The sequence below is a fragment of the Limimaricola sp. genome (genome assembly GCF_016125575.1).
Taxonomy (GTDB): domain Bacteria; phylum Pseudomonadota; class Alphaproteobacteria; order Rhodobacterales; family Rhodobacteraceae; genus WGLM01.
Map to the genome: position 1 here is coordinate 45,193 of NZ_WGLM01000003.1, position 24,439 is coordinate 69,631.

24 protein-coding genes are annotated in these 24,439 nt (G+C 62.3%); 20 read left to right on the forward strand and 4 right to left on the reverse strand.

All coding sequences use genetic code 11. The features are described 5' to 3' along the window. Window position 1: 1 nt before the first annotated feature. From GC146_RS06125 to GC146_RS06175, 11 genes are all read left to right on the forward strand, one after another. On the forward strand, window positions 2–553 hold the full coding sequence (locus tag GC146_RS06125) for a TRAP transporter small permease (protein ID WP_291835905.1): 552 nt from the start codon (window positions 2–4) through the stop codon (window positions 551–553). Further along, the gene (locus GC146_RS06130; RefSeq protein ID WP_291835908.1) at window positions 550–1,833 is read left to right on the forward strand and encodes a TRAP transporter large permease; all 1,284 of its coding nucleotides are present in this window, start codon (window positions 550–552) and stop codon (window positions 1,831–1,833) included. Before GC146_RS06125 ends, GC146_RS06130 begins: the two co-directional genes overlap by 4 nt. A 5-nt stretch (window positions 1,834–1,838) precedes the next feature. After that, complete coding sequence (locus tag GC146_RS06135; RefSeq protein ID WP_291835911.1) at window positions 1,839–2,513, forward strand: DUF2848 domain-containing protein; 675 nt, start codon at window positions 1,839–1,841, stop codon at window positions 2,511–2,513. A gap of 248 nt (window positions 2,514–2,761) precedes the next feature. After that, window positions 2,762–3,925: an ester cyclase gene (locus GC146_RS06140; RefSeq protein ID WP_291835913.1), complete on the forward strand. Its 1,164-nt coding sequence runs from the start codon at window positions 2,762–2,764 to the stop codon at window positions 3,923–3,925. Window positions 3,926–4,162: 237 nt separating this feature from the next. Next, on the forward strand, window positions 4,163–5,419 hold the full coding sequence (locus GC146_RS06145; RefSeq protein WP_291835916.1) for an extracellular solute-binding protein: 1,257 nt from the start codon (window positions 4,163–4,165) through the stop codon (window positions 5,417–5,419). 129 nt (window positions 5,420–5,548) lie between these two features. Continuing rightward, window positions 5,549–6,580 carry a sugar ABC transporter permease gene (locus GC146_RS06150; RefSeq protein WP_291835919.1) on the forward strand — a complete coding sequence of 344 codons (1,032 nt, stop codon included), beginning with the start codon at window positions 5,549–5,551 and terminating at the stop codon, window positions 6,578–6,580. 1 nt (window position 6,581) lies between these two features. Next, window positions 6,582–7,451, forward strand: a complete 870-nt coding sequence (locus GC146_RS06155; protein WP_291835922.1) for a carbohydrate ABC transporter permease — start codon at window positions 6,582–6,584, stop codon at window positions 7,449–7,451. Between the two features lie 3 nt (window positions 7,452–7,454). After that, a complete protein-coding gene (gene ugpC, locus GC146_RS06160) occupies window positions 7,455–8,510 on the forward strand; it encodes a sn-glycerol-3-phosphate ABC transporter ATP-binding protein UgpC (RefSeq protein WP_291835925.1) in 1,056 nt (351 codons plus the stop codon). A 60-nt stretch (window positions 8,511–8,570) separates the two neighbouring features. After that, the gene (locus GC146_RS06165) at window positions 8,571–9,590 is read left to right on the forward strand and encodes a LacI family DNA-binding transcriptional regulator (protein ID WP_291835928.1); all 1,020 of its coding nucleotides are present in this window, start codon (window positions 8,571–8,573) and stop codon (window positions 9,588–9,590) included. Beyond that, window positions 9,587–9,730, forward strand: a complete 144-nt coding sequence (locus tag GC146_RS06170) for a hypothetical protein (protein ID WP_291835931.1) — start codon at window positions 9,587–9,589, stop codon at window positions 9,728–9,730. The genes GC146_RS06165 and GC146_RS06170 overlap by 4 nt, the downstream gene beginning before the upstream one ends. Then, on the forward strand, window positions 9,727–11,091 hold the full coding sequence (locus GC146_RS06175) for an amidase (RefSeq protein WP_291835933.1): 1,365 nt from the start codon (window positions 9,727–9,729) through the stop codon (window positions 11,089–11,091). Before GC146_RS06170 ends, GC146_RS06175 begins: the two co-directional genes overlap by 4 nt. A 94-nt stretch (window positions 11,092–11,185) precedes the next feature. Here the strand turns inward: GC146_RS06175 and hisD (GC146_RS06180) are convergent, their stop codons facing one another. Beyond that, the gene (gene hisD / locus GC146_RS06180) at window positions 11,186–12,481 is read right to left on the reverse strand and encodes a histidinol dehydrogenase (RefSeq protein WP_291835936.1); all 1,296 of its coding nucleotides are present in this window, start codon (window positions 12,479–12,481) and stop codon (window positions 11,186–11,188) included. 257 nt (window positions 12,482–12,738) lie between these two features. Here hisD (GC146_RS06180) and hisD (GC146_RS06185) point away from each other — a divergent pair, with 257 nt between their 5' ends. From hisD (GC146_RS06185) to GC146_RS06210, 6 genes are all read left to right on the forward strand, one after another. Then, window positions 12,739–14,049, forward strand: coding sequence for a histidinol dehydrogenase (hisD, locus tag GC146_RS06185; RefSeq protein WP_291835938.1), 1,311 nt, complete (start codon window positions 12,739–12,741; stop codon window positions 14,047–14,049). Beyond that, the gene (locus GC146_RS06190; protein WP_291835940.1) at window positions 14,046–14,810 is read left to right on the forward strand and encodes an SDR family oxidoreductase; all 765 of its coding nucleotides are present in this window, start codon (window positions 14,046–14,048) and stop codon (window positions 14,808–14,810) included. The genes hisD (GC146_RS06185) and GC146_RS06190 overlap by 4 nt, the downstream gene beginning before the upstream one ends. 30 nt (window positions 14,811–14,840) lie before the next feature. Next, complete coding sequence (locus GC146_RS06195; RefSeq protein WP_291835943.1) at window positions 14,841–15,809, forward strand: cupin domain-containing protein; 969 nt, start codon at window positions 14,841–14,843, stop codon at window positions 15,807–15,809. A gap of 9 nt (window positions 15,810–15,818) precedes the next feature. After that, window positions 15,819–16,940 carry a cobalamin-independent methionine synthase II family protein gene (locus GC146_RS06200; RefSeq protein ID WP_291835946.1) on the forward strand — a complete coding sequence of 374 codons (1,122 nt, stop codon included), beginning with the start codon at window positions 15,819–15,821 and terminating at the stop codon, window positions 16,938–16,940. Next, a complete protein-coding gene (locus tag GC146_RS06205; protein WP_291835949.1) occupies window positions 16,937–17,632 on the forward strand; it encodes an alpha/beta fold hydrolase in 696 nt (231 codons plus the stop codon). The genes GC146_RS06200 and GC146_RS06205 overlap by 4 nt, the downstream gene beginning before the upstream one ends. A 147-nt stretch (window positions 17,633–17,779) precedes the next feature. Next, on the forward strand, window positions 17,780–18,379 hold the full coding sequence (locus GC146_RS06210; RefSeq protein WP_291835952.1) for a tetratricopeptide repeat protein: 600 nt from the start codon (window positions 17,780–17,782) through the stop codon (window positions 18,377–18,379). A gap of 49 nt (window positions 18,380–18,428) precedes the next feature. Here GC146_RS06210 and GC146_RS06215 read toward each other — a convergent pair whose 3' ends face one another. Together GC146_RS06215 and GC146_RS06220 are read right to left on the reverse strand one after the other, a co-directional pair. Continuing rightward, on the reverse strand, window positions 18,429–18,932 hold the full coding sequence (locus GC146_RS06215) for a hypothetical protein (protein WP_291835955.1): 504 nt from the start codon (window positions 18,930–18,932) through the stop codon (window positions 18,429–18,431). Between the two features lie 325 nt (window positions 18,933–19,257). Next, window positions 19,258–20,301 carry a helix-turn-helix domain-containing protein gene (locus tag GC146_RS06220; protein ID WP_291835958.1) on the reverse strand — a complete coding sequence of 348 codons (1,044 nt, stop codon included), beginning with the start codon at window positions 20,299–20,301 and terminating at the stop codon, window positions 19,258–19,260. Between the two features lie 23 nt (window positions 20,302–20,324). On the opposite strand from GC146_RS06220, the gene GC146_RS06225 reads away from it, so the two are divergent. From GC146_RS06225 to GC146_RS06235, 3 genes are all read left to right on the forward strand, one after another. Beyond that, window positions 20,325–21,113, forward strand: coding sequence for a class II aldolase/adducin family protein (locus tag GC146_RS06225; protein ID WP_291835962.1), 789 nt, complete (start codon window positions 20,325–20,327; stop codon window positions 21,111–21,113). Between the two features lie 36 nt (window positions 21,114–21,149). Continuing rightward, window positions 21,150–22,004, forward strand: coding sequence for an alpha/beta fold hydrolase (locus tag GC146_RS06230; protein ID WP_291835965.1), 855 nt, complete (start codon window positions 21,150–21,152; stop codon window positions 22,002–22,004). Between the two features lie 208 nt (window positions 22,005–22,212). Further along, entirely contained in the window at window positions 22,213–23,877 is a 1,665-nt protein-coding gene (locus GC146_RS06235; protein WP_363241174.1) for an ABC transporter substrate-binding protein, read from the forward strand. Between the two features lie 67 nt (window positions 23,878–23,944). On the opposite strand, the gene GC146_RS06240 is transcribed toward GC146_RS06235, so the two are convergent. After that, complete coding sequence (locus GC146_RS06240; RefSeq protein WP_291835968.1) at window positions 23,945–24,430, reverse strand: DUF2165 family protein; 486 nt, start codon at window positions 24,428–24,430, stop codon at window positions 23,945–23,947. Between the last annotated feature and the right edge of the window lie 9 nt (window positions 24,431–24,439).

The window sequence follows — 24,439 nt, forward strand, 5'->3', positions numbered from 1 at the left end:
CATGGACCGTATCGAGAGATTGGAAGGCGCGCTGCGGCGCGCCAACCGCCTTGTCGCGCTGGTGCTCGGTGCGGTCCTTGTCGCGACCGTTGTCTTCATCCTGATCGACGTGGTCGGCCGCAAGACCGGCCTTGGCTCGCTTGGCGGATCAGACGAAATCTCGGGCTACGTCATGGCCAGCGTCGCCAGTTGGGGGTTGGCCTGTGCGTTGCTCGACCGGGCACATGTCCGCATTGACCTGATCCGGCAGCGGCTGGGCCAGACCGGACAGGCGCTGATGGATCTGTTCGCGATGATCCTTACCAACGGCATCGTGCTGATGATTGCGTGGTACTGCTGGCCAGTCCTTCAGAAAAGTATCGCAAGAGACTCCCATGCGAACACGCCTCTGGAAACGCCGCTGTGGATTCCACAAGGCATCTGGTTTTCGGGATGGGCATGGTTTGCCCTCAGCGCCACGGCGCTAAGCCTGATCGGACTGGCTTATTTCCTTGCCGGCAAACGCGCAGAGATGGCCGGCGCAATCGGCTTTGGTTCGGAGCTTGATCAATGATCGTTTCCGTCGCCGTTTCCTTGCTGGCGCTGATGGCGCTGTCGATCCCGGTGGGCATCGTGCTGTTCATCCTCGGCATCGGCGTGGGCGAATTCTACTCGGCCTTCCCTTTACTGCGGGGCCTGGGTCAGGTGATCTGGTCGGCCTCTTCCTCTTCAACCCTGATCGCGATCCCGCTTTTCGTGATGCTGGGCGAAATTCTGGTCCGCGGCGGCGTGGCCGCGCGCACCTATGCCGCCCTCGACAAATGGTTAAGCTGGCTGCCGGGCGGACTGATCCACGCCAACATTGCCACCGCCACGATGTTTTCTGCCACATCCGGATCGTCCGTCGCGACGGCGGCGACGGTGGCGACCGTGGCGATGCCGCAGGCCGACAAGTTGGGCTATGACCCGCGGCTGTTTTCCGGTGCGATCGCCGCGGGGGGCACGCTGGGCATCCTGATACCACCCTCGATCAACCTGATCGTCTATGGATTCCTCACCGAAACCTCGATTCCGCAACTATTCTCGGCCGGCCTTCTGCCGGGCCTGCTGATGGCACTGGCCTTTGTCACCGTCACCGCCGCGATCTGCGCTTGGCGCCCGTCGCTGGGCGGCCCGTCACGCAGTTTCACCTGGGGCGAACGTCTGGCCAGCCTTGTCGAACTGGTTCCGATCGTCATCCTTTTCACCGTGGTCATCGGCTCGATCTACGCAGGCTGGGCAACGCCCACGGAATCCGCTGCTGTCGGCGTGGTCATTGCGGCCCTCATCGCGGTGGTGCTGGGCAACGGCCTGGGGCTGGCCACAATCGCCGAGGCGCTGCACGGCACGATCCGGATCTCGGCGATGATCACGCTTGTGATAACCGGGGCCTATTTCCTCAACTTTGCAATGACCTCGGCGGGGCTGGGACGGCAACTGACCGACCTGTTGGAAAACTCGGGCTTTTCGCCCTTCGGCACGCTGATGCTGGTCGTTGGCCTTTACCTGGTTCTGGGTTTCTTCATCGAGACGCTGTCATTGATGGTCGCCACCATTCCAATCATCGTTCCGATCATCGCGGGCCTTGGTTACGACAAGGTCTGGTTCGGCGTGCTGATGATCGTGCTGATCGAGATGGCACTGATTACGCCGCCGGTCGGCCTGAACCTTTTCGTGGTGCAAAGCACCCGTGGCAAAGGCTCGATGAACGAGGTGATCCTTGGCGCGATCCCTTATGTCCTCGTGATGTTGTGCATGATCGCGGCGCTGATTGCCTTTCCGGGGCTGGCGCTTTGGCTGCCTTCGGTTCTGTAACGGCGATGGAGCTTCCGTTTCACAGCGCGGGCAAGGCGATGCCGCTTTCTCCCACGGCGCTGATCGTTGCCGGATGGACCGGGCGCGATCAAGCCGCCATTGCCCATCATATTGAGGAACTCGCCGCACTGGGGGTGCCCGCGCCCTCGTCCACGCCGCTTTACTACCGCGCGGCGGCAGCCCTTCTGACCACCGCACCCATGATCGAGGTGGTCGGCCCCGACACCTCGGGCGAGGCCGAACCGATGATCGTGATCATCGACGGGCAGAGCTACATCGGGTTGGCGTCGGACCACACCGACCGGGCGCTCGAGGCGCATTCCGTCGCCCTGTCCAAGCAAATCTGCGCCAAGCCCTGCGCGCCCGAATTGTGGCCATGGGAGACGGTGGCTGACCGGTTCGATGATATCGCACTGGACAGCTGGATCGAAGATGACGGCGCGTGGGTGGCCTACCAGTCCGGTACACTGGCCGCGCTCCGGCCGCTTGCCACCCTGCTGGAGAGGAGCCGGCTGGGCGATCTTGCGGCTGAGGGCTCCTGTGCGATGCTCTGCGGCACGCTGCCCACGATCGGCGGCGTGCGGCCCGCGGCGCGGTTCAGGATGCGGCTGCGCGACCCCGCCAGCGGACGCGAGATCACGCACAGCTACGAAACCCGCGCCCTGCCGAAGATCGCGTGACCCTGATAGAGGGGCGCCTTTGGTGTCGTGCTGTTGCCATGACAAAATGTGAGTCGATCTGACACCGCCAAGCGTGTCGATCCGCGCACCCGCCCTGATCCCGACAGTCCTGGCCGAAACACCATTGCCAAGATTCTGATTGCATACGTATGCTAATGCGATCACATCTTTCGCGGCCAAGCTATGCTTGGACGAGACATGCGACCGAGTCGCGACCCGCAGAAAGAGACACGAGGCAGGAGATGGCCATGGCAGACAAAAGCGACACCGCCAAGGGAACGGGCGAACTCGCGCCGGCACGGGCGGAAAAGGTGATGCAGGTCGAGCGGCACGACTACCCCGATCTTGCCCCCGCCGAAGGCAAGCGCACACAGGCGATGCGGGGGTTTGACCCGATCTATACCGACATCGTCGACTATATCGTTCGCTGTACGCACAAGATCTGGGACGAGCGTGACATTGGCCTGATCTATTCGCACTACACCCACAACTGTGTGCTCTACGGCACGACCGGCACGCTTTATACCCGCGAAGAGGTTGTTCGCGACACGATCCAGCGGCTTGTCTCCTATCCGGAACGACGCGGCATGGCGACCCAGGTGATCTGGAAAGGCAACGAGGATGACGGGTTTTACACCTCGCATCTGGTGACCGGCACCGGGCGGCACACCCAAGGCGGCCCCCTTGGCGCGCCAACTGGGCGGATGTTCACCTCGCGCACCATTGCCGACTGCATGATCTATGAAAACAAGATCTATCGCGAATGGGTGGTGGCCGACACAACCGCGATTCTTCAGCAACTTGGGGTCGATGTGCAGGCCTATGCCGAGAGGATCGCCAAGGCGAGCTTCGACAAGGGCGTTGTCTCGTTGGACATCGGCGAGAACCGCCACATGATTGGCCAATATCCGCCCGAGGCCGAAGCCGACACGTCGCTGGCATCGACAGAAGTGGAAAGGCACACGCTGCGCTGGATGCACGATGTCTACAATCGCAAGATGCTGGGCACCATTGCCAAGGTTTGCGCGCCAACGGTGCAGTATCACGGGCCGCTGATGGCCGAACTTTACGGCGTTGCCTCTGTCATTCATCAGACACTTGGCCTGATCGGGTCCTTGCCGGATGCCGCCTTTACACCGCAGCACATCTGCTCAAACCTTTGCGAAGAGGGCGGCGAAAAGGTCGCGGTGCGCTGGATCATGGAAGGCCACCACCTTGGCTACGGCATCCTGAACCACCTCGGCGCGCCCACCGGCAAACGGGTGCAGGTCATGGGGATCAGCCACTTCCACTACAAGAATGGCAAGATCGTCGACGAGTGGCGCGTCTATGACGAGGCGTCGATGCTGGTGCAGGTGAAACTGGCGCAGATGGCCGACGCCAAGGCGGCCACACTGTCAGCTCCGGACTGAGCTAGCCCACATCGCTGGAACCCGGTCTGCCCTGAACCCGGTCCGCTCCACGGCGGGCCGGGTCGTTTTTTGGGCAATGGCCGGTGCCCCGGCAAAACCGGATGCGCGCCTCACAATTATGTTTGCAATCGTATGCAAAGAGTGCTTAGCATTTTGAACAGAGCAAGCGCAGACAGCGGCTCAGGCTGAAACCCGATCGGAAACTCGGGCGCGGCAACACCAGCAGAGGGGTGCAAAATGACTATCAAACTGACAAGGGCTTTCGCAGCAGGGGCAGTAAGTGTTGCCGCCCTCCTCGCCGGTGGCGGGGCCGCTTTGGCCGACTGTGGCATTCAGGGCGCGGCTTCGGTCCGCATTCTGTCCAACGACTTCGAGGCGCTGCGTCTCGTCAACTCCACCGCCGCGGAATGTGCTTCGGCCACGGTGACGGTGACGTCGAACGCGACGGCCGAACACAAGAACATCCAAGTCCCGGCATTGACGGCAAATCCGGCCGAATACACCGTGGCGATGGTTGCCAACAACTCGATCGTGCCACTGCTGAACGCCGGCCTGATCCGCCCGCTGGATGATCTGGTCGCCAAATACGGTGCCTCGCTGCAGCCGAACCAGTTGATCAAGATCGACGGCAAGGTCATGGCGATCGCCTTCATGGGCAATGGCCAGCACTTGTTCTACCGCAAGGACATTCTGGCAGCAGCCGGCCTGGACGTGCCGACCTCCTATGAAGACGTTCTGGCCGATGCGCAGATCATCCAAGACAAGGGCCTGATGCAGTATCCGCTGGCCGCGTCGGACAAGCCCGGCTGGGATCTGGCCGCGGAATTCGTCAACATGTACCTGGGCACCGGCGCCGATTTCTTCGTTCCCGGCTCGGCTGAACTGGCCATCGACAACGAAAATGGCATGAAGGTGCTGGCGACGATGCGCGCCATGACCAAGTTCATGAACCCCGACTATCTGACCTATGATGCAAACGAGCTGAACAAGGTCTGGGATGCCGGCTCGGTCGCCCTGATGAACCAGTGGGGCTCGCTGGCTGGCGCGGCCATTGATCCCAAGACCGCCAACCCCGATGTTGCCGCAAACACCGGCTTTGCCGCGGCACCGACCATCGGTGGCGGCACGATCCCGGCGGCGGCCCTTTGGTGGGATGGCTTCAGCATTGCCAAGAACATCTCGGACGAAGATGCCGCGGCCTCGTTCCAGGCAATGGTGCATGCCATCAGCCCGGACATGGTCAAGGCGCATCCGGATGTCGCGACCTGGCTGGTGGCCGGCTACTCCCCCGGCCCGGCGGCCGTCGGCGTGATCGCCAATGCCACCGAGGGCGCCCAAGCCTATCCGATGCAGCCCTACATGGGTTTGCTGCACACTGCGCTGTCCACCGGCCTCGCCGACTTCATTGCCGGCAAGGAAGATGCCGAGCAGGCTCTGAAGGACGTCAAGGCCAGCTATGACGCTTCGGCCAAGGAAGCCGGGTTTCTGAACTGACGCCATCCAGTTGCCCGGCTATCAAGGTAGCCGGGCAATACTGCTTGCGGGGCGCCATCGTCGCCCTGAACATCGGGATCCGGAAAGCCATGGATCCGCCCGACCCGTCCTCAAAACTGGATCGCCCCGATGCCGCATCGCACCTTCTTCACCTTCATATTCCCGTCGATCTTGGCGATGGTGTTGTTCATCACGCTGCCGATCATCTCGGTGGCGGTGCAATCGATGTACATTGAACATCCGGCGATCCTGACCACGGTGGAAAGTTGCGGCCCATTCGGCTGCAGCAAGCAAAGCAAGGTCGATGTTGCGGCGATGGCCAAGCTGAAGGCCGAAGAGCCGATGGGCCAGTTCGCGGGTCTGTCCAATTACCTGAACCACAACCACCTTGCGCTGAACGATCTGCGCGAGATCTTCAGCCAGAACAACAGCTTCAGCGGCATTGTTTCGGCGCTGATGAACCTGCCCTTCTACCGGGCGCTGGCCTTTACCCTGACCTATTGCTTTGTCGTGACGCCGCTGGCCATGATGCTTGGCTTTGCCATCGCTCTGGCGGTGAACACGATGCCAAAGATACTGAAAGGGCCCGCGATCTTCGTGTCGATCCTGCCGATGATCATCACGCCGCTGGTCGGCTCGCTGATCCTGGCATGGATGTTCAACCCGGCGGGGATCTTTGGCGCGACATTGCAATGGCTGGCCAATGATCCGGGGCTCAGCCTGCGCGCCTCGCCCGTGCTGACCTGGATCGTGGTGCTGGTCTACGGAGTGTGGACCAACGGGCCGTTTTCCTTCGTCATATTCTATGCCGGCTTGCAGACCGTGCCCCAGGACACGGTGGAATCGGCGCGCATCGACGGCGCCAGCCGCTGGCAGATCACGCGTTTCGTCATCATCCCTCATCTTGTTCCACTGGCCACTTTCGTGGCGCTGGTACAGCTGATGGACAATTTCCGTGTCTTCGAACCCATCGTCGGCTTTTCAGCGCAGGCCAATGCAACCTCGCTGTCGTGGCTGGTGTTCAACGATCTGGTCAGTTCGGACAACCCGCAGTTCGGCTCGGCCGGGGCCACCTCGGTTATCACCATCATCGGGGTGCTGATCCTGCTCAGCCCGGTCTTGCTGCGCACATGGCGCGATTTCAACCGGAAGGTGGTGTAGGATGCCCCGCCAACCTCTTGCGCTGAAAACCCTGACGAATGCCTTTCTGGTGTTCTGGCTTCTCGCGGCCGTCTTCCCCTTTGCGTGGACGGTCTGGGGCAGTTTCAAGGTCGAGGCGGACTTCTTCTCGCGCCAGTCATGGTGGTACGCGATCGAGGGAATACGCACCACGCAACAGACCGGCGGCGCCTTCACTTTGGACGGCTATCGCGGTGCGTGGATCCTGAACGAATTCTGGAAGCCGGTGATCAACACCCTGATCGTGACCATTTCGGTCACCTTCATCTCGCTTCTGGTCGGAACACTCGGCGGCTATGCACTGGCCCGGTCAAACCGTCGCTACGCATTCTGGATCCTGATCGCGGCGCTGGTGTTTCGGGCAATGCCGCCGATCACGTTGGTCTCGGGCTATCTGCTGCCGTTCTTTCAGCTGAACATCTGGGGCTTTCTGCCCACGACGATCATCGTTCTGGTCGCCATCAATCAGCCCTTCACGTTGTGGATGCTGCACAGTTTCTTCCTGTCGATCCCGAAGGATCTTGATGAAAGTGCCCTTGTCGACGGCTGCACCCGGTTTCAGGCCTTCCGCATGGTCATCATCCCGGTGATGTGGCCGGGCGTCATTACCACCGGCCTTTTCAGCTTCCTGCTGGGCTATAACGACTTTGCCGTCACATCGATGCTGCTGCGACAAGAGAACCAGACGATGATCCCGAAGATCGCGTCATTCCTCGGCTCGATCCAAAGCGAGGGCAACGTCATGTATGCTGTCGCCGCAGTCGTCTCGGCCACGGTGCCGTTGTTCGTCCTCGTTCTTTTCTTCCAGAGACAGATCGTGTCCGGCCTGACCGCCGGTGCGGTGAAAGGGTAACCCATGGCGCAGATCCGCCTTGTCAACGTCAGCAAACGCTGGGGCAGCTATGTCGGGGTCGACAAGTTCAACCTCGAAATCGCGGATTCCGAGTTCCTGGTGCTGCTGGGCCCGTCGGGCTGCGGCAAGACCACCACGATGCGCATGATCGCCGGGCTGGAAGAGCTTAGCGACGGCGAAATCTGGATTGGCGACCGGATGGTCAATGCGCTGGAACCGAAGGACCGCGACATCTCGATGGTGTTCCAAAGTTACGGGCTTTATCCAAACCTGACCGTCTACGAGAACATCCGCTTTCCACTGCGCGTCCGCAATGTTCCCAAGGCCGAGCATCACACCCGCGTCATGCGCGCCTCCGACATGGTCGAACTTGGCCCCTTCCTTGATCGGCGCCCCGCCGCGCTGTCGGGCGGCCAACGTCAACGCGTGGCACTGGCCCGCGCCATCGTCCGCGAACCGAACGCCTTCCTGATGGACGAGCCCCTGTCCAACCTCGACGCCAAGCTGCGCGTCTCGACCCGGGCGCAGATCAAGAACCTGCACCACACGCTGCGAACCACGACGATCTACGTCACCCACGACCAGATTGAGGCGATGACGCTGGCCGACCGCGTGGTGGTGATGAACCACGGCGTCGTCCAGCAGGTCGGCACCCCGACCGAGATTTATGACCGTCCCGCCAATACCTTCGTCGCCAGCTTCATCGGCTCGCCGGCGATGAACCTGATCGAGGGCACGGTTACGGCCGGCACGTTCCATGCGCAGGGGATCGAGGTGACGGGCCTGCCGGCGCCCGACGGCCCGATCATCCTTGGCTTTCGCGCCGAAGATGCCAGCGTCAGCGACGCGGGCGGCGAGATTACGGCCCCGGTCTATTCGATGGAACTTCTGGGCGATGCGACCCTGATCTCGGTCCGCAGCGGCGCCGATCTGATCGCCGTGCGCGCCGCCAAGGATTTCCGCATCGAGATCGGCGCGCCAATCAGCATCCGCATTCCAATGACGGCGATCCATCTGTTCAACCAAGGCACCGGCGCGCGCATGTCCGGCCCGGAATGATGGGCTTGCCGGCGCTTGCAGCTTCGTCGCAAACTGCGCCCGCGCAGGGGGAGAGCGGACGTGGCCAATGAGAAAGTGACATCCTTGGAGGTGGCCGCCCTTGCTGGCGTCAGCCAGTCCGCCGTCAGCCGCGTTTTCACTCCGGGCTCCTCCGTCAGCCCCAAGACCGCCGAAAAGGTTCGCGCCGCCGCGACCCAACTGGGCTACCGCCCGAACATCCTCGCGCGGTCGCTCAAGTCGGGCAAAAGCCAGATCATCGGCCTCGTCGTCGCCTATCTGGAAAACTATTTTTACCCCGAAATGGTCGAGCGCCTGTCGACCGAATTGCAGAAGGTTGGCTATCACGTCCTGATCTTCCTCGCCCCGGTATCGACGGTGAATGTCGACAAGGTGATTAGCGAAATCATGGATTATCAGGTGGATGGCATCGTCATGGCCTCGGTCTCGATGTCGTCGGACCTCGCTGCGCGCTGTGCTGCGACAGGTATTCCGGTCGTGCTGTTTAACCGCGCGCACGAAGACAAGAACCTGTCATCGGTCACGTCCGACAATTTCGCCGGCGGCAAGGCCCTCGCTGATTACCTTTGCTCGCTTGGCCACCAGCGCATCGCCTATATCGCAGGTTTCGCTGGTGCATCGACCCAGATTGACCGCGAGGCCGGTTTCTGCGCCGGACTGGCCGAAGCCGGACAAAAGCTGTTTGCCCGGGCCGAAGGCAATTTCGACTACGCCACCGCACAGGCCGCCGCGCGCGAGCTCTTCGCCACGTCAAAACGCCCCGATGCGGTCTTTGTCGGCAACGACCACATGGCCTTTGCCGTCATGGACGTGCTGCGGTTTGAACTTGGGCTGAAGGTGCCGCAAGACGTTTCGGTCGTCGGGTTCGACGATGTGCCCCCCGCGTCATGGCCGGCCTACAACCTGACCACGTTCCGACAGCGCGTCGATCAGATGGTGGCCGAAACGGTGACGATGCTGACGACATGGATCGCCGCCGACACGCCGAAGGTCACCCGGGTTGTCCTGAACGGCGAACTGGTCATCCGCGGCACCACTCGCCGCTATGGGGATGCCGGATGACACGGGAAGAGTTTCGCGCGCGACTTGCGGCCCTCGGGCTGAAACTCGACGACGCCGCCTTTGAGGCGGCCTTCAAGGGAGCGCAGCATTTGCGGGCCGAGATTGCCCGGATCGACGTCTATCTGGCCACCAAGACATGACCGACCTCGCCGACCTTTCAATTCCCGAGGCCGCCGCGGCATTGCAGGAAGGCCGCCTGACCGCACGTCAGTTGAGCGAGGCCGCCCTTGCCCGCATCGCCGCGCGCGACGACCGGCTGCACGCCTTCACCCACCTCAACCCCGACGCGCTGGCCGAGGCCGACCGCGCCGACGCGATGTTGGCTGACGGCCACGCCGGTCCGTTCTGCGGCATTCCCATCGCAGTCAAGGACCTGATTGATGTTGCCGGTCTGCCCGCGACCAGCGGTTCTGCCGTCCTTGCAGGGCGGATTGCCCCCGCGGATGCCGCCGCCGTCGCCCGCCTGCGGGCGCAAGGCGCGGTCGTGCTGGGCAAACTGGCGACCTACGAATTCGCCATGGTGGGGCCGGACATGACCCTGCCCGACCCGCCCGCGCGCAATCCGTGGAACACGGCGCACATCACTGGCGGCTCGTCCTCGGGGTCAGCCGCGGCCGTGGCGGGGGGCCTTGTCCGGCTTGCCCTTGGTACCGACACCGGCGGTTCAATCCGCAGCCCGGCGGCCTATTGCGGCTGCGTCGGCCTGAAGCCCAGCTATGACAGGGTGTCGCGCAGCGGGGCTTTTCCACTGTCCGCCTCGCTCGATCACGTTGGCCCGCTGGCGGCATCGGTCGAAGAGGCCGCTCTCGCCCTTGACGCGATGACTGAGGCTCCTGACGACTGGCGCGCTGCGACAGGCCAACTGACGCGCGGCGCCAAGGGCCTGCGCATCGGCTACGCCCGCAATTGGTTTGCAGACGATCCGCAAGCAACCCCCGCCCTGATCCGCGCGATGGATGACGCCGCGGCCCAATTCTCGATGCTGGGGGCGACGATCACTCAGCTTGACCTGCCAGATTACGCCCTGTTCGAGGCTGTAGGCTCGGTGATCCTTCACGCCGAGGCGCTTGGCGAACACGAAGCCCTGATCAGGGATCGGCTGGCGTTCTACGGACGCCCTGTGCTGCAATGCCTCGCCTTCGGCGCGGCGGTGGGCGCCGAGGACCTGGCCCGCGCCCGCAAGGCTCAGGCCGCGCTGACCGAAGAAGCCCTGCAGGCAATGGCGGACGTCGATATCGTGATCACCGCCACGACCCTGACCCCCGCCCTGCCCTTTTCAGCTTTCGACGGGCAAAAAGCGGTCTGGACGCCGATGCGCACCATCCCTTTCAACGTCACCGGCCAACCCGTCCTGTCACTGCCCATCGGCTTTGACGACGGCCTGCCGCTGGGCATGCAGGTCATCGGGCGCAAGGGCGACGAGGATTTGATCTGCGCCGCCGGCCATGCCTTTGAACGGGCGACCGACGCGTCCGCTCAGCGCCCGCTTTTCAGGCGCTGAGCGACAGCGTTTCCGAACGGATTATTCGTTTGAGGATCTGACCCGTTGATTAAAACGGGCCGTGATCTTGGCCTATCAGCACTGACGCCTCTGCTCAGCGCACCTGCATCCGGTCCAGCCGCAACTGCGCCGCGCGCCGATGCCCCTCCAACCCCTCGCTCGCCGCTTGCCGGGCTGCGGGGGGTGCCACCTGCTCTACCCCCTTCGGCTCAAGCCATTGGTGCGTCGCAATCTTCACGTAGGCGCCCACCCAAAGCCCGCCGGTATAGCGGCCGGCCGCCATCGTCGGCAGCGTGTGGTTGGTGCCCGAGCATTTGTCGGAATAGACGACCGAGGCCAGCTCGCCGATGAAAAGCGAGCCATAGTTGCGCAGTTTCTTGGCCATCCCGTGAGGGTCTGCCGTGTGAACCTGCAGATGTTCGGCCGCGATGAAATCGGAATAGGCAATCATCGCCGCCTCGTCCTCGCAAACCGCGATTTCGCCATAGTCGGCCCAGGCCGGCGCGGCGACATGGGCGGTCGAAAGGGTTGCCAATTGCTTTTCCACTTCGGCCAGCACGGCCTCGGCCAGCGGACGATGCGTGGTGATCAGACCCACCCGCGTGCGCACGTCATGCTCGGCCTGCGCCAGCATGTCGGTTGCGATCATCTCGGCATCTCCGGTCGCATCGGCCAGTGTGTAGATCTCGGATGGCCCCGCCAGCTGGTCAATCCCGACCGGCCCGAACACCTGACGCTTGGCCTCGTTCACAAAGGCATTTCCGGGGCCCATGATCTTCATCACGGCCGGCACGGTTTCAGTGCCAAAGGCCATCGCGGCAATCGCCTGAGCCCCGCCGATGCGGAAGATCCGGTCAGCGCCTGACAAATGACAGCCCGCAATCATCGCGTTGTGCGCATTGGGCGGAAGACAGGCAATCACATCATCCACCCCGGCCACCTTGGCCGGAACGATGGTCATGATCGGGGCAGAAAGCAGCGGAAACCGTCCACCCGGCACGTAACAGCCAACGCGCTCGATCGGAATGACGCGGTGCCCCATGAACACGCCCGGCAAGGGTTCGACATCCAAAGGTAGGATCGTTGCCAGCTGGGCTTCGGCAAACCGGCGTACGTTGTCGATGGCAAACTCGGTGTCATTGCGGGTCTGCGGGTCTAGTGCGGCGACGGCCGCTTCGCGTTCTGCCCGCGTAACCTCGAAGACCTCCAGATCCGACTTGTCAAACTCGGCTGAATAGTGGCGCACCGCTGCGTCCCCGCGTGCTTTGACATCGGCCAGGATCCCGGCCACCAGATCGGCCACGGGCGTATTGTCCGATGCCGCGTTGCGGATCGGCGATTTCACCCAGGAAACCTTGGACGCGGGATAGGGTTCAGGCAAACTGGGCATCGGATGCTCCTTGGGGGCCGTGGGGCTGACGAAGTTCTGAGTCGCTATGTAGCGCCAACTGCATACGTTTGCAAAGTGGTCATTTTGCCAATCAGGTCGCGCTGAAGCCGATGGCAGCACCTCCGAAAGATCCAGCCTGAGGCTACTGTTCCCGGCAGGTTTCCGTCGTACTTTCCGCCCTTCCTGGCACAAGTCCCTTGCCATGCTCACGCCCATTGCCTATCCCTATTGCAAACGTATTCACTGCGGAGGCTGAGATGCCGGTGACCTGGCTGAAGCGCGGCAAGCCCGAGACGGAACGCGCCGCTGACGACGCGAAAGTGCGTGCCACGGTCGAGGATGTTTTGAAGGATATTGAAACGCGCGGCGATGCGGCGGTGCGTGAATTGTCGCGGAAATTCGACAAGTACGATCCCCCCGCCTTCCGCCTGTCGCCCTCCGAGATCGAGGCCGCGATGGCTAAGGTCGCGGCGCGCGACATGGAGGACATCCGGTTCGCCCAGACCCAGATTCGCCGCTTTGCCGAAGCGCAGCGCGCCTCGATGACCGATATCGAGGTCGAGACTTTGCCCGGCGTGTTCCTGGGACATCGCAACATCCCGGTCCAGTCCGTAGGCTGCTACGTTCCGGGCGGCAAATTCCCGATGGTGGCCTCGGCCCATATGTCGGTGCTGACCGCGTCGGTCGCAGGGGTCCTCCGCATCATTGCCTCTGCGCCACCGGTCCAGCGTGCGCCCCATCCCGCCATCGTCGCCGCGATGCACATGGGCGGCGCGCACGAGATCTATGTTCTTGGCGGCATGCAGGCCGTGGGGGCGATGGCGCTTGGTACCGAGACCATCAAACCCGTCGACATGCTGGTGGGCCCCGGTAATGCCTTTGTCGCCGAGGCCAAGCGTCAGCTTTACGGCCGCGTCGGCATCGACCTTTTCGCCGGCCCGACCGAGACGATGGTGATCGCGGATGACACGGTGGATGCCGAGCTCTGCGCGACCGACCTTCTGGGACAGGCCGAGCATGGCTACAACTCTCCCGCCGTGCTGGTCACCAACTCGCGCAAGCTGGCCGAGGCGACACTGGTCGAGGTTGATCGCCTGCTGAAGATCCTGCCCACCGCCGCGACGGCGGGCGTCTCATGGGCCGATTACGGCGAAGTCATCCTGTGCGACACCTATGACGAGATGTTGGCCGTCGCGAATGACATTGCCTCAGAGCATGTGCAGGTGATGACCGACCGCGATGACTGGTTTCTGGAGCATATGCACTCTTACGGTGCGCTGTTCCTTGGCCCCCGCACCAATGTTGCCAATGGCGACAAGGTGATCGGCACCAACCATACTCTGCCGACCAAGAAGGCCGGGCGTTACACGGGCGGGCTTTGGGTTGGCAAATTCCTGAAAACCCACAGCTATCAGCGCATCGTGACGGATGAGGCGGCCGCGATGGTTGGCGCCTATGGCTCGCGCCTGTGCCTGCTTGAAGGGTTCGTAGGCCATGCCGAGCAGTGCAACGTCCGGGTTCGCCGCTATGGCCACCGCAACGTGGCCTACGGAGCTGCCGCGGAATGACCCTGCCGCGTACCCCGTCCTTCCGGCTGGATGGCCGCCGCGCCTTGGTGGCCGGGGCGTCATCCGGCATTGGCAGTGCCTGTGCCGTGGCGCTCGCCGAACAGGGCGCGGCGGTGACGCTCTGCGCCCGGCGCGAGGGGGAGCTTGAAAGGCTGGCGGCCGAGATGGCGCAAGAGGGGCTGCCGGTTGACGTCCTTGCTCTGGACATCACGGATATCGAGGCGGTCAAGGCGGCCCTTGCCGCCCTGCCCGCGTTCGACATCCTCGTCAACTCGGCCGGCCTTGCCCGCCACTCTGCTGCCATCGACACGACGCCGGAAGACTTTGATGCCGTAAGCACCCTCAACTTCCGCGCGGCCTATTTCCTGACACGCACCATCGCCGCGCGCCTGATGACCGAGGGTCGGCCGGGCAGCCTGATCAACATCTCGTCGCAGATGGCGCATGTCGGCGGCATTGACCGCGCCGTATACGCCGCGACCAAGCACGCGTTGGAAGGGATGACCAAGAGCATGGCCATCGAATGGGGGCCGCACGGCATTCGGGTCAACACCATCGCGCCAACCTTCATCCGCACGCCGCTAACCGAACAGACCTTTGCCAACCCCGAACGCGCAGCTTGGGTCCGGTCCAAGATCAAGCTCGGCCGACTAGGCGATGTGACAGACATTATGGGCGCTGTCGCCTTTCTTGCCTCAGACGCGGCGAGCCTTGTCACCGGAACTTCCCTTCTTATCGACGGCGGCTGGACCGCCGACTGAAAACAGCACGACCAACCCGAAAGGTGCCATATGACCCCCGCCGAAATGGAAGCGCGCATCGTTCGCTATGGCGACCTGCGCCCCTGCAAGACCGCCTTCATCGACGCCCATACGCCGGGGTCCGACCAGAAGGAGAACTTCACCATCATCGGCGGTGGCGTGTCCGAAAGCGCCGACCAGCACGTCCATATCGTCGACACGCCCGGCTTTAACATCGGGGCCGCGGGGCAACCGCCCAAATGCCGGAACTCGTTGCACAGCCACCGTTCGGCGGAGGTCTTCTTCGTCCTGAAGGGCCGTTGGCGGTTCTTCTGGGGGCGCTGGGGCACCGCCGGCGAATTCGTGGCCGAAGAGGGCGACATTTTCAACATCCCGACCGGCATCTTCCGCGCCTTCGAGAATGTCGGCACTGACTATGGGATGATCATGGCGATCCTTGGCGGCGATGATGCCGGTGGCGGCGTTGTCTGGGCGCCACAGGTGATCACCGATGCCAAGGACTATGGCCTTGTGCTTGGCCAGAACGGCAAACTCTATGACACCAAGAAGGGGCAAAGCCTGCCTCCGGGTGTGCCGCCCATGCCATTGCTGACCGAAGAAGAGCTGAAGGCCTTTCCCGAACCCACGACGGCAGACGTGATCCCGAACTATGTCGCGCGCTATCAGGACCTGATGGCCCTGTCCGACCGACAGCCCGCCAAGGTCATCGGCGCAAACGGCAAACTGCGCGATCGCCCGGGTTTCGAAGTGGAACTTTTGTCGCGCAATTCCATACCGCCCACGCCCTACACCCAAGACCGGCACGAGGTTCTGATGCCGATGCGCGGCCATTGGCGGCTGACGTGGAATGGCGGGACAACCGCGCTCAATCCCGGTGACACGGCTGCAATACCGCCGGGTCTGGAACATTCACTGGCCCCGGCAATGACGGGCGAGGCATCGCTTTACCGCGTCGTCGCGACCGACGACAAAGCCGGCCCGACCGGGCACTTGCTGTAGGAGAAAACGATGCCCCTTCTCGCAACACATGTCGGGTCCCTGCCCCGATCGCAGGACGTCGTCGACTTCCTCTTTGCCCGCGAAAAGGGTCAGGACTACGACCCGGCAGCCTTCGACGCCTGCATGACGGCAGCCGTTCTGGAAAACGTACGCCGGCAAACGGAAGCCGGCATCGACATCGTCTCGGATGGCGAGGCGTCAAAGATCAGCTATGCCACCTACGTCAAGGACCGCTACACCGGATTTGGCGGCGACAGCCCGCGCAACGCACCGGCCGATCTGAAGCTGTTTCCCACGTTCCTCGACCGGCAGGCCAAAGAGGGCGGCACCCCGCAATATGCCCGGCCGCAATGTATCGGCCCCATCGCGTCGAAGGGACAGGGCGAGCTGCAAAAGGACATCGCAAACCTCAAATCCGCGATGGAGGCCCATGGTGTTGCGCGCGGCTTCATGAATGCCGCCTCGCCCGGCGTGATCTCGCTGTTCCTGCAGAACGCGCATTACCCGACGCGAGAGGCCTATCTTGCGGCGCTCGCCGACGCGATGCGCGACGAATACCAGACCATCCTTGACGCGGGTCTGGACCTGCAGCTGGATTGCCCCGACCTTGCCCTGTCGCGTCACATGCTGTTCGCGGATCTGTCTGACGCGGAATTCCTCAAGATTGCCGCCACCCATGTCGAGGCATTGCAGCATGCCTTGCGTGGCCTCGATCAAGACCGCATTCGCCTTCACATCTGCTGGGGTAACTACGAGGGCCCGCATGTCTGTGACATCGACATGGCAACGGTGTTTCCGCTGCTTATGACGGTTCCGGCCCGATACGTCCTGTTTGAAACCGCCAATCCGCGGCATGGTCACGAATGGACGGTCTTCCGCGATCGCGCACAGGATATCCCCGATGACAAGGTCCTGATCCCCGGCGCCGTGGATACCACGACCAATTTCGTCGAACATCCCGATCTGGTGGCGCAGCGGCTGGAACGCTTCACCTCGTTCCTTGGCACGGACCGGGTGATCGCGGGATCGGACTGCGGTTTTGGCACCTTCGCCGGTTTCGGCGCGGTCGACCCCGAGATTGCCTGGGCCAAGCTCGCCACCCTCAAAGAGGGTGCGCGTCGGGTGAAATGACACCCCTCGTCCTCATCCCCGGCATGATGTGCGACGGGCGCATGTGGGGCGGGCTGCCGGCATGGCTTTACCCGCGCGAGGTGGGGCATATCCTGCCAACAGGGACGGATACGGTTCGGGCCCTCGCGGCCCGGGCCCTGCGAGAGGCCCCTCCGGTTTTCGCGCTCGCCGGCCTGTCGATGGGCGGCATCGTCGCGATGGAAATCTTGCGGCAAGCACCTCACCGCGTCGAGCGTCTCGCCCTTCTAGACACCAACCCCCTTGCCGAAACCCCTCAGGTGCAAGCCGGTCGCGCGGCGCAAATTGCACGCGCCACGTCGGGCGATCTGGCCGGGGTCATGCGCGACGAAATGAAACCGAACTACTTGGCGGACGGACCGCATCGCCGGGACATCCTCGATCTGTGCATGGACATGGCTCTGAGACTTGGACCAGAGGTTTTCGCGCGCCAGTCCCGCGCCCTGCGCGACCGCCCCGATCAACAGGCGACACTGCGCAGGTTCAGGGGCCCAACGCTCGTCCTGATGGGTCAGCACGACAGGCTGTGCCCCCGCGACCGTCACGACCTGATGCACGCATTGATACCGGGATCGCGCCTTGCGATCATCCCGGGTGCCGGCCACCTTCCCACCCTCGAACAACCCGCCGAGACCGCCGTTGCGCTGCACCACTGGCTCGAACAGCCGCTCTGAGCGGGCCGGCGTCCGCATTCAACATGCCGGTCTGTTTCGTTTTCCATGCACGGACCACTCTTGCCCGAACCGCCGTCCGGGACTTTGGTTTTGACAAACCGGGACATCCGGCGTCGAATTGGAGCTTAGCCAAGTCGGAGGACCGCCATGCAGCGCCCATTCTTGACCGCCGCTACACTCATCGCCCTCGCGATTCCACTGTCGAGCGCACAGGCCCAGAGCGCCGCAGAAAAGATCCTGACGCAACGCTTTGAAATCCAGATCGAATTGGCCACCAGTGGCGACCTTCAGGCACAATTGGACGTGGCAACGGCCTATCAGCACGGATCGGGCGTCACCAAGGACATGGCCGAGGCGATACGCTGGTACGAGGCTGCCGCGGGGCAAGGCAGCCCGGTCGCGATGGAGCAACTGGGCAGCATCTACCATCGCAGCGTCGCCTGGGACGACAATTCCCCTGAAGCGCAAGCAGCCGTGGCCAAGGCGACCGAGTGGTACCTTCGTGCAGCCCGGCTGGGACACGCAGGCGCCCAGAACTCACTGGGGCTGATCTACGGATTTGGCGACAGGGTCGACGCCGATCCGGTGCGCGGCAGAATGTGGTTGTTCGTGGCCGAAGCAAACGGCCATGTCATGCAGGGATCGCTCATGGGCCGTCTTGAAGAAAGGATGACCGCGGACGATCTGGACGCCGCATTGCAAGCGTCCAAGGTTTGCCTGGATTCGAACTACGACGAATGCGGGTGAACGTACGCCGCGCATCTGGATCGCGGGCAATGCCCCTGCCCTCAAGGTTTCAGTCGTTCTTGTTGCTGTTCAGAACGGCCGTGAAGCGACCCGAAACCGCAAGCGGGTTGGTCAGATCAACGTCACGACCGTAGTTCGGTGTGACCCCCATATCGGCCGTGAATGTGCCCGATACGGTAGCGGTGAAACCGTCGATTTGATGTTCCGAGATCTCCAGCGTCAGGCCGCCCTTTTCATCGCTGGCGAACAGTTGTTCCCACGTGTCGCCGACCTTGCGCGAAAGCTGCAGCTCGGGAGAGCTGATGTCGTCATCGTACATCGTGAATGACAACGAAAAGACACCATAATGCTCCCGTGTTTTTTCGTCGGCGGCCCAGCCCATTATGGTTGGAATCATCAAGTCCGGGCCACTGCCTTCACCCTTGCCCCCACCCCAGTCGCTTTGCTTGGGGTCAAGCCTAAAATGCTGCTCTTCACCGCCGATGGTCAGTACCATCTCGCCACTTTCTTCGGCCTTGGCAAATGCCGCCGAAAGCGAGAGGGCCGCGGTCACGATAATCGGTATCAAAATGGGGCGCATATGGTTGCCCTTTCTCATTAATATAAATCCGGGATCGGCATGAAAAATCCGTCGCCGACCACAACGCGCTGAAAGGCCAAAGTATGTACTGATGTGGTAAAGGTGGAAAGGGTTGTGTCACCTGCGGACCGTACCGCTTGTCTAAGGGATGGGAGTAGCTCACATCATTCCGGCCAAGCGGATGATTTCGGGCGAGGTCTTGAAGTATCGGAACGGGCTGCGTTGGATAATCCCGAACGGCTAGGCGACCGCCCTGCTCCTCTCAAGAATATTTCTTCTGACAGGGCCTCCGGAAACGCTATGGGACTGCCCTGCCCGGCTCAAGACCCATCCCTCTGACAACAGCCGCCTGACGCATCTGCGATGGAGTTATTCCAAAGACTTGACGAAAGGCGCGGCTGAACCCGGCATGTGAGCCAAAGCCGGTGGCGAGGGCGATCTGCGTGACCGGCATCGTCGTCGAGCGCAGCAAATCACGCGCCGCAGTCAGCCGCAGATCGAGGAAATACTGCGATGGGGTCTTTCCCACGGCACGCATGCATCGCGCACGGAGCTGCTTCGAGCTCAGCTTCAGCTGTGCTGCGATGTCGGAGACCGGGACAGGATGCTGGATATGCCGGACCATTTCGCGCCGCATCGCATCGAGGGTTGTATCCGTGGGTTCTCGGAATCGTTGGCGGTGTTCGGAGGGACGCATCGTGCCGTGCGCCATGTCTTCGGCAACCTCTTCGGCAAAGGACTGCGACATGCAGTCTGCAATCCATGCGAGGATCACGTCGCCTGTCGCAGTACCGCCCGCCGCAGACAAACGCTTGTCTTCGAGCACGTAAATCCCGTCGCTTAGTTCGACCTCGGGCCAGACTTCCCGAAACCCGGCCTCGGCCTCCCGATGCAGCACGACACGCTGGCCCGTTCGCAACAGGCCAAATGCCGCGAGGATCCATACGCCAGTATCTACGCCCCCCAGCACCGCGCCGGACCGCTCCGCCCGGCGCAGGAAGGCGGCAAGCCCCGGCGGACGCAGGGCAAGTGGGTCATAGCCTGCTATAACCAGCACGAGGTCCGGCGACATCGTGTCGCCCCATCCGGTCACGTCCGGCACGACACTTCGCCCGTTGGACGCGAGAGTCGGAGCCGAGGTCGCTGTGCGGGTTTCCCAGGTGAAAACGGGGTGCCCGGCCCGCCGGTTGGCGATCCGCAAGGTTTCACTCGCCAGTACATAGGCCAGCATCTGAAACTGTGGGTGCAGGATGAAGCAGACGTGGGGCATGGGCGTTTGTGAACAGAAATGGGCAATTGGTGGATAGTATTTCGTCTTCGCCAGGAACACCATCGTCGGCATTCGAGCCGCGAGGAGCTGCAGACATGACCGTTATGACACCAACCCCGATGACCGGACGCCCGGCCAACTGCAGTGACGCCGAATGGGCCGCCCGGCAGGAATTGGCCGCGATATATAACGCGCTAGTGAAGTATCGGCTGACCGATCTGACCAACCAATGGCACGCGCTGCGGGTGCCGGGCGAGGACGCGCTTCTGACCCATCACTACGGCTGGATGCACGAGGAAGTGACAGCTTCGAACCTCATAAAGGTCGGCTTCGACCGCACCAACCACACCCCTGAAAACGGAGCCCCGAACCCGTCAGCCACCGAGATCGGGAAGCTGTTCTTCGAGGCCAATCCAGAGATCAACTGCATCATGCACATCCATACCAAGGCGATCATGGGCGTCAGCGCCCAGGCCGAGGGCGTTGGACCCTACAGCCAAGCCTACCTGATGATCGGCGGCGGCGATGTCATCGGCTATACGGATTACGAATTCGAATGCACCGACGATTTCCTTTCCGGGCTGCTCAAGGCGGGGATCGGCAAGAAGATGATCGTTGAGGCATGGCACGGGGCCTTCGTGTTCGGCACGAACGCAGGAGAGGCATTCTTCCGCAGCTTCTACCTTGATCAGGCTTGCGCGGTGCAGCTTGAGGTTCAGAAATCGGCCGCCGGGGGTGCCACGATCCGCACGATTCCGCCGGCCGAGCAGGCGCGCCACCTCAACGACATGTCTGAAAGCGACTGGTATGGCTATGAAGGGGAATTGGAGTGGCATGCCATACGGCGACGACTGGACGCGGAGACGCCGGGCTATAAGACCTGACGGTCCTCGCGTTACCCACGCTCGGGGTACGATCGCATGGCAGCGATAGTGGCAAACGGGATCAGGCTTGAGGTCGAGCGGCACGGCCCACCGTCCGCCCGTCCCCTTGTGCTGATCCGGGGACTTGGCTCGCAATTAATCCAGTGGCCTGATGCTATGATCGACGGCTTCGTGGCGGCCGGATTCCATGTTGTTGCCTTTGACAATCGCGACGCCGGCCTGTCGCAAAACTGCGCTGATCGCGCGCCCTATAGCCTGCGCGACATGGCCGAAGATACCGTCGGGCTGATGGATGCGCTGGCGATCGACAGGGCCCACGTGCTGGGCATGTCAATGGGGGGCATGATTTTGCAACTGATCGCGCTTCACCATCCCGCGCGCTTGTTGAGTGCGACAATCGTCATGTCCTCAAGTCGCGCAGACGGCCTGCCGCAGGCAGAGCCGGAAGTGCAGGAGTTGCTGCGCTCCGTTCCTCCAAGCAGGCAACGGGACGACGTGATCGCTCACGAACTTGAGGCAGCCCGGGCCTTCCAGAGTCCGCGATGGCCGTTTGACTCCGCCAGGCGTGCGACGTTGATCGGACGAGCCTACGACCGATGCTACAGCCCGGATGGCGCTTCACGCCAATACGAGGCGATGATGGCAGCAGCATCGGACCTTGCCGGGATCGAGGCGATCGACACTCCGACTCTCGTGGTTCATGGCACGCAGGATCGCCTGTTACCACCTGCGCATGGCCGAGATATCGCTGCACGCATTCCGGGCGCAGAGATGGTCGAGATCCATGGCATGGGCCACGATCTTGAAGGCGCCGTGCCGTCGTTAATCGTCAACATTGTCAATCGTTTTGTCGAAAGGATCACGATGCCACCATGCATGCCCGCAAAATAGCCATGCGGTGCTGACACCGGCCTTATTTGACAAGAGATCGACGTTGCCCGCGCAGGGCTGTTGTCAGAAGCGCCGCGTCTGCGTTAGCCTTCAACCACTCTGGCACAGTGCAAAGGGCCGTGCGGATCCGCCATCGTCTAGATGCGTCGTGTCCGTGCTTCTCTCACACGGCGCCTGTGCAAGGCGCCCCCTGCCGAGGAGGGCGTTTATGCCCATGAAATACGTATCTTCGAGTAAGCTTCCTGGTCACCTGCGCGCCTCTGCCGAGGCCGCCAAGGCATCAGGCTGCGCGATAACAAGGCGCGAATTTCTTGCCACGGCCAGCACCTACGGTGCCAGCGCCGTCACCGCCTACGGGATGTTGGGCATGGCCGCGCCCGCACAGGCCCAACCCGCGCCGAAGATGGGTGGTACGGCCCGCATGCAAGGTGTGCTGCGTCCGATGAAAGACCCGGTTACGTTCGATTTCAATATGTTGGCGAATTTCGCGCGCGGGTGGCTGGAATATCTTGTGGCCTATCACAACGACGGCACGTTCACGCCGGTCCTGCTAGAAGGATGGGAAGTGTCGGACGACGCCACGCGTTATACGCTGAAGGTCAGACCAGGCGTGACGTGGAACAATGGCGATGCATTCACCGCCGAGGACGTGGCTTTCAACATCCGGCGCATGTGCAACACTTTGATAGAGGGCAACGCGCTGGCGCCCCGGTTCGGATCGCTGATGGCGGATGGTCAGGCGCGCCCCGATGCAATCAAGGTCATCGACGACCTGACGGTGGTACTGTCGCTGTCCGAACCCGACATCGCTGTGATCGCAAACCTGTCGGACTATCAGGCGGCGATCGTGCACCAGAGCTTTGACGCGGCCACTATGCTCGACAACCCAATCGGGACCGGCCCCTACCTGCCGACCGAATACGAGGTCGGCGTTAGGGCTGTGCTGGAGCGCAACACCGCGCATTCATGGTGGAACGAAGGCAACGGGGCATGGCTCGATCGGCTCGTCTATATCGACTACGGCGAGGACCCAGTCAGCTGGGTGGCCGCCGCCGAGGCCAATGAGATCGACCATGTCTACGCCCTTGAAGGCGACTATGTCGATGTTTTCAGCAAGTATGACGACTGGCGCAACGAGCAGGTGCCGACCGCGGGCACGATCGTGATCAGGCCGAACCAGCTGGCAAAGGATGGCGATATCCAGCCCTATGCAGATGCCCGTGTCCGCCGCGCGCTGGCCCTCGCCGTCGACAACAAGGTGATCTTGGAGCTTGGCGCCTCGGGACAAGGTGTTGTGGCCGAGAACCATCACGTGGCACCTGTTCATCCAGAATACACGCCCATGCCACCGCTGGTCCACGATCCCAAAGGTGCCCAGGCGCTGATGGCAGAGGCCGGGATGGCTCAATACGAGCATGAACTGATTTCGCTCGATTCAGGCTTCATGCGCGACAGTGCCGATGCGTGTGCCGCGCAGTTGCGCGATGCCGGTATCCCGGTGCGGCGAACGATCATTCCTTCGTCGAGCTTCTGGAACGATTGGAACGTCTATGGTTTCTCGACGACAATCTGGAACCACCGCCCACTCGCGGTGCAGACCTATGCTGTGGCCTATGTTTCGGACGGTGTCTGGAACGAGACGGGTATCGCCAACCCAGAGTTGGACACAATCGTGGCCGAGGCTCTGACCACGCCCGACATTGACGCGCGCCGCAAGCTCATGGCGCGCGCGGAACATATCATGCGCGACGAAGGGGTCATCATCCAACCCTACTGGCGGCTGCTCTACAACTCGCAAAAAAAGGGCCTACACGGTGGCGAGATCCATGTCAGCCAGGTTGTCGATCCGCGCGCGCTTTACTGGGAAGCCTGAGAATCCCCGAAGCAGAGACGGGGGCCGCGAAAGAGCGGCCCTCATCATCGGAACATCGTGCGTCGGGTTAAACCAGTAGAGTGATCAGCACGAAAAACCCCCAATACATCAGCATGAAGTGGTTCGACTGCGCCCATTGGTGACAATACCAATAGGCGAAATAGTTGCCACCGATCACGAAACCGGCCCAGATCATGCTGAAGAACGTCGCATTCAGCACCGCGGTGCCGGTCGCCACGTTGCCTGAAACGACACCGGCCGCCGCCAGAACCAGCAACACCGCAGAGATCATCAGCCCCAGGGCCGAAAGGGTCTCGGCAAGGCGCATCGCCCGGAACAAGAGTCGTATGCGGGCAGGCGAAGTGATCTGGCGATGGGAAACCATCCGGAATTCGTCCGGATACTGCTCCTGCATCAAATCAAACCGCACGACCACCGCCACCGCGTCTTCATTCAATTTCGGATGACGCCAGTTGTCGGCGACGGCAACCGTCATCCATACGGCAGGGCCGCTGACCAAAGCGGCTTCCACCAGGAATCGAAGTGTCTCCATGCCGCAGCC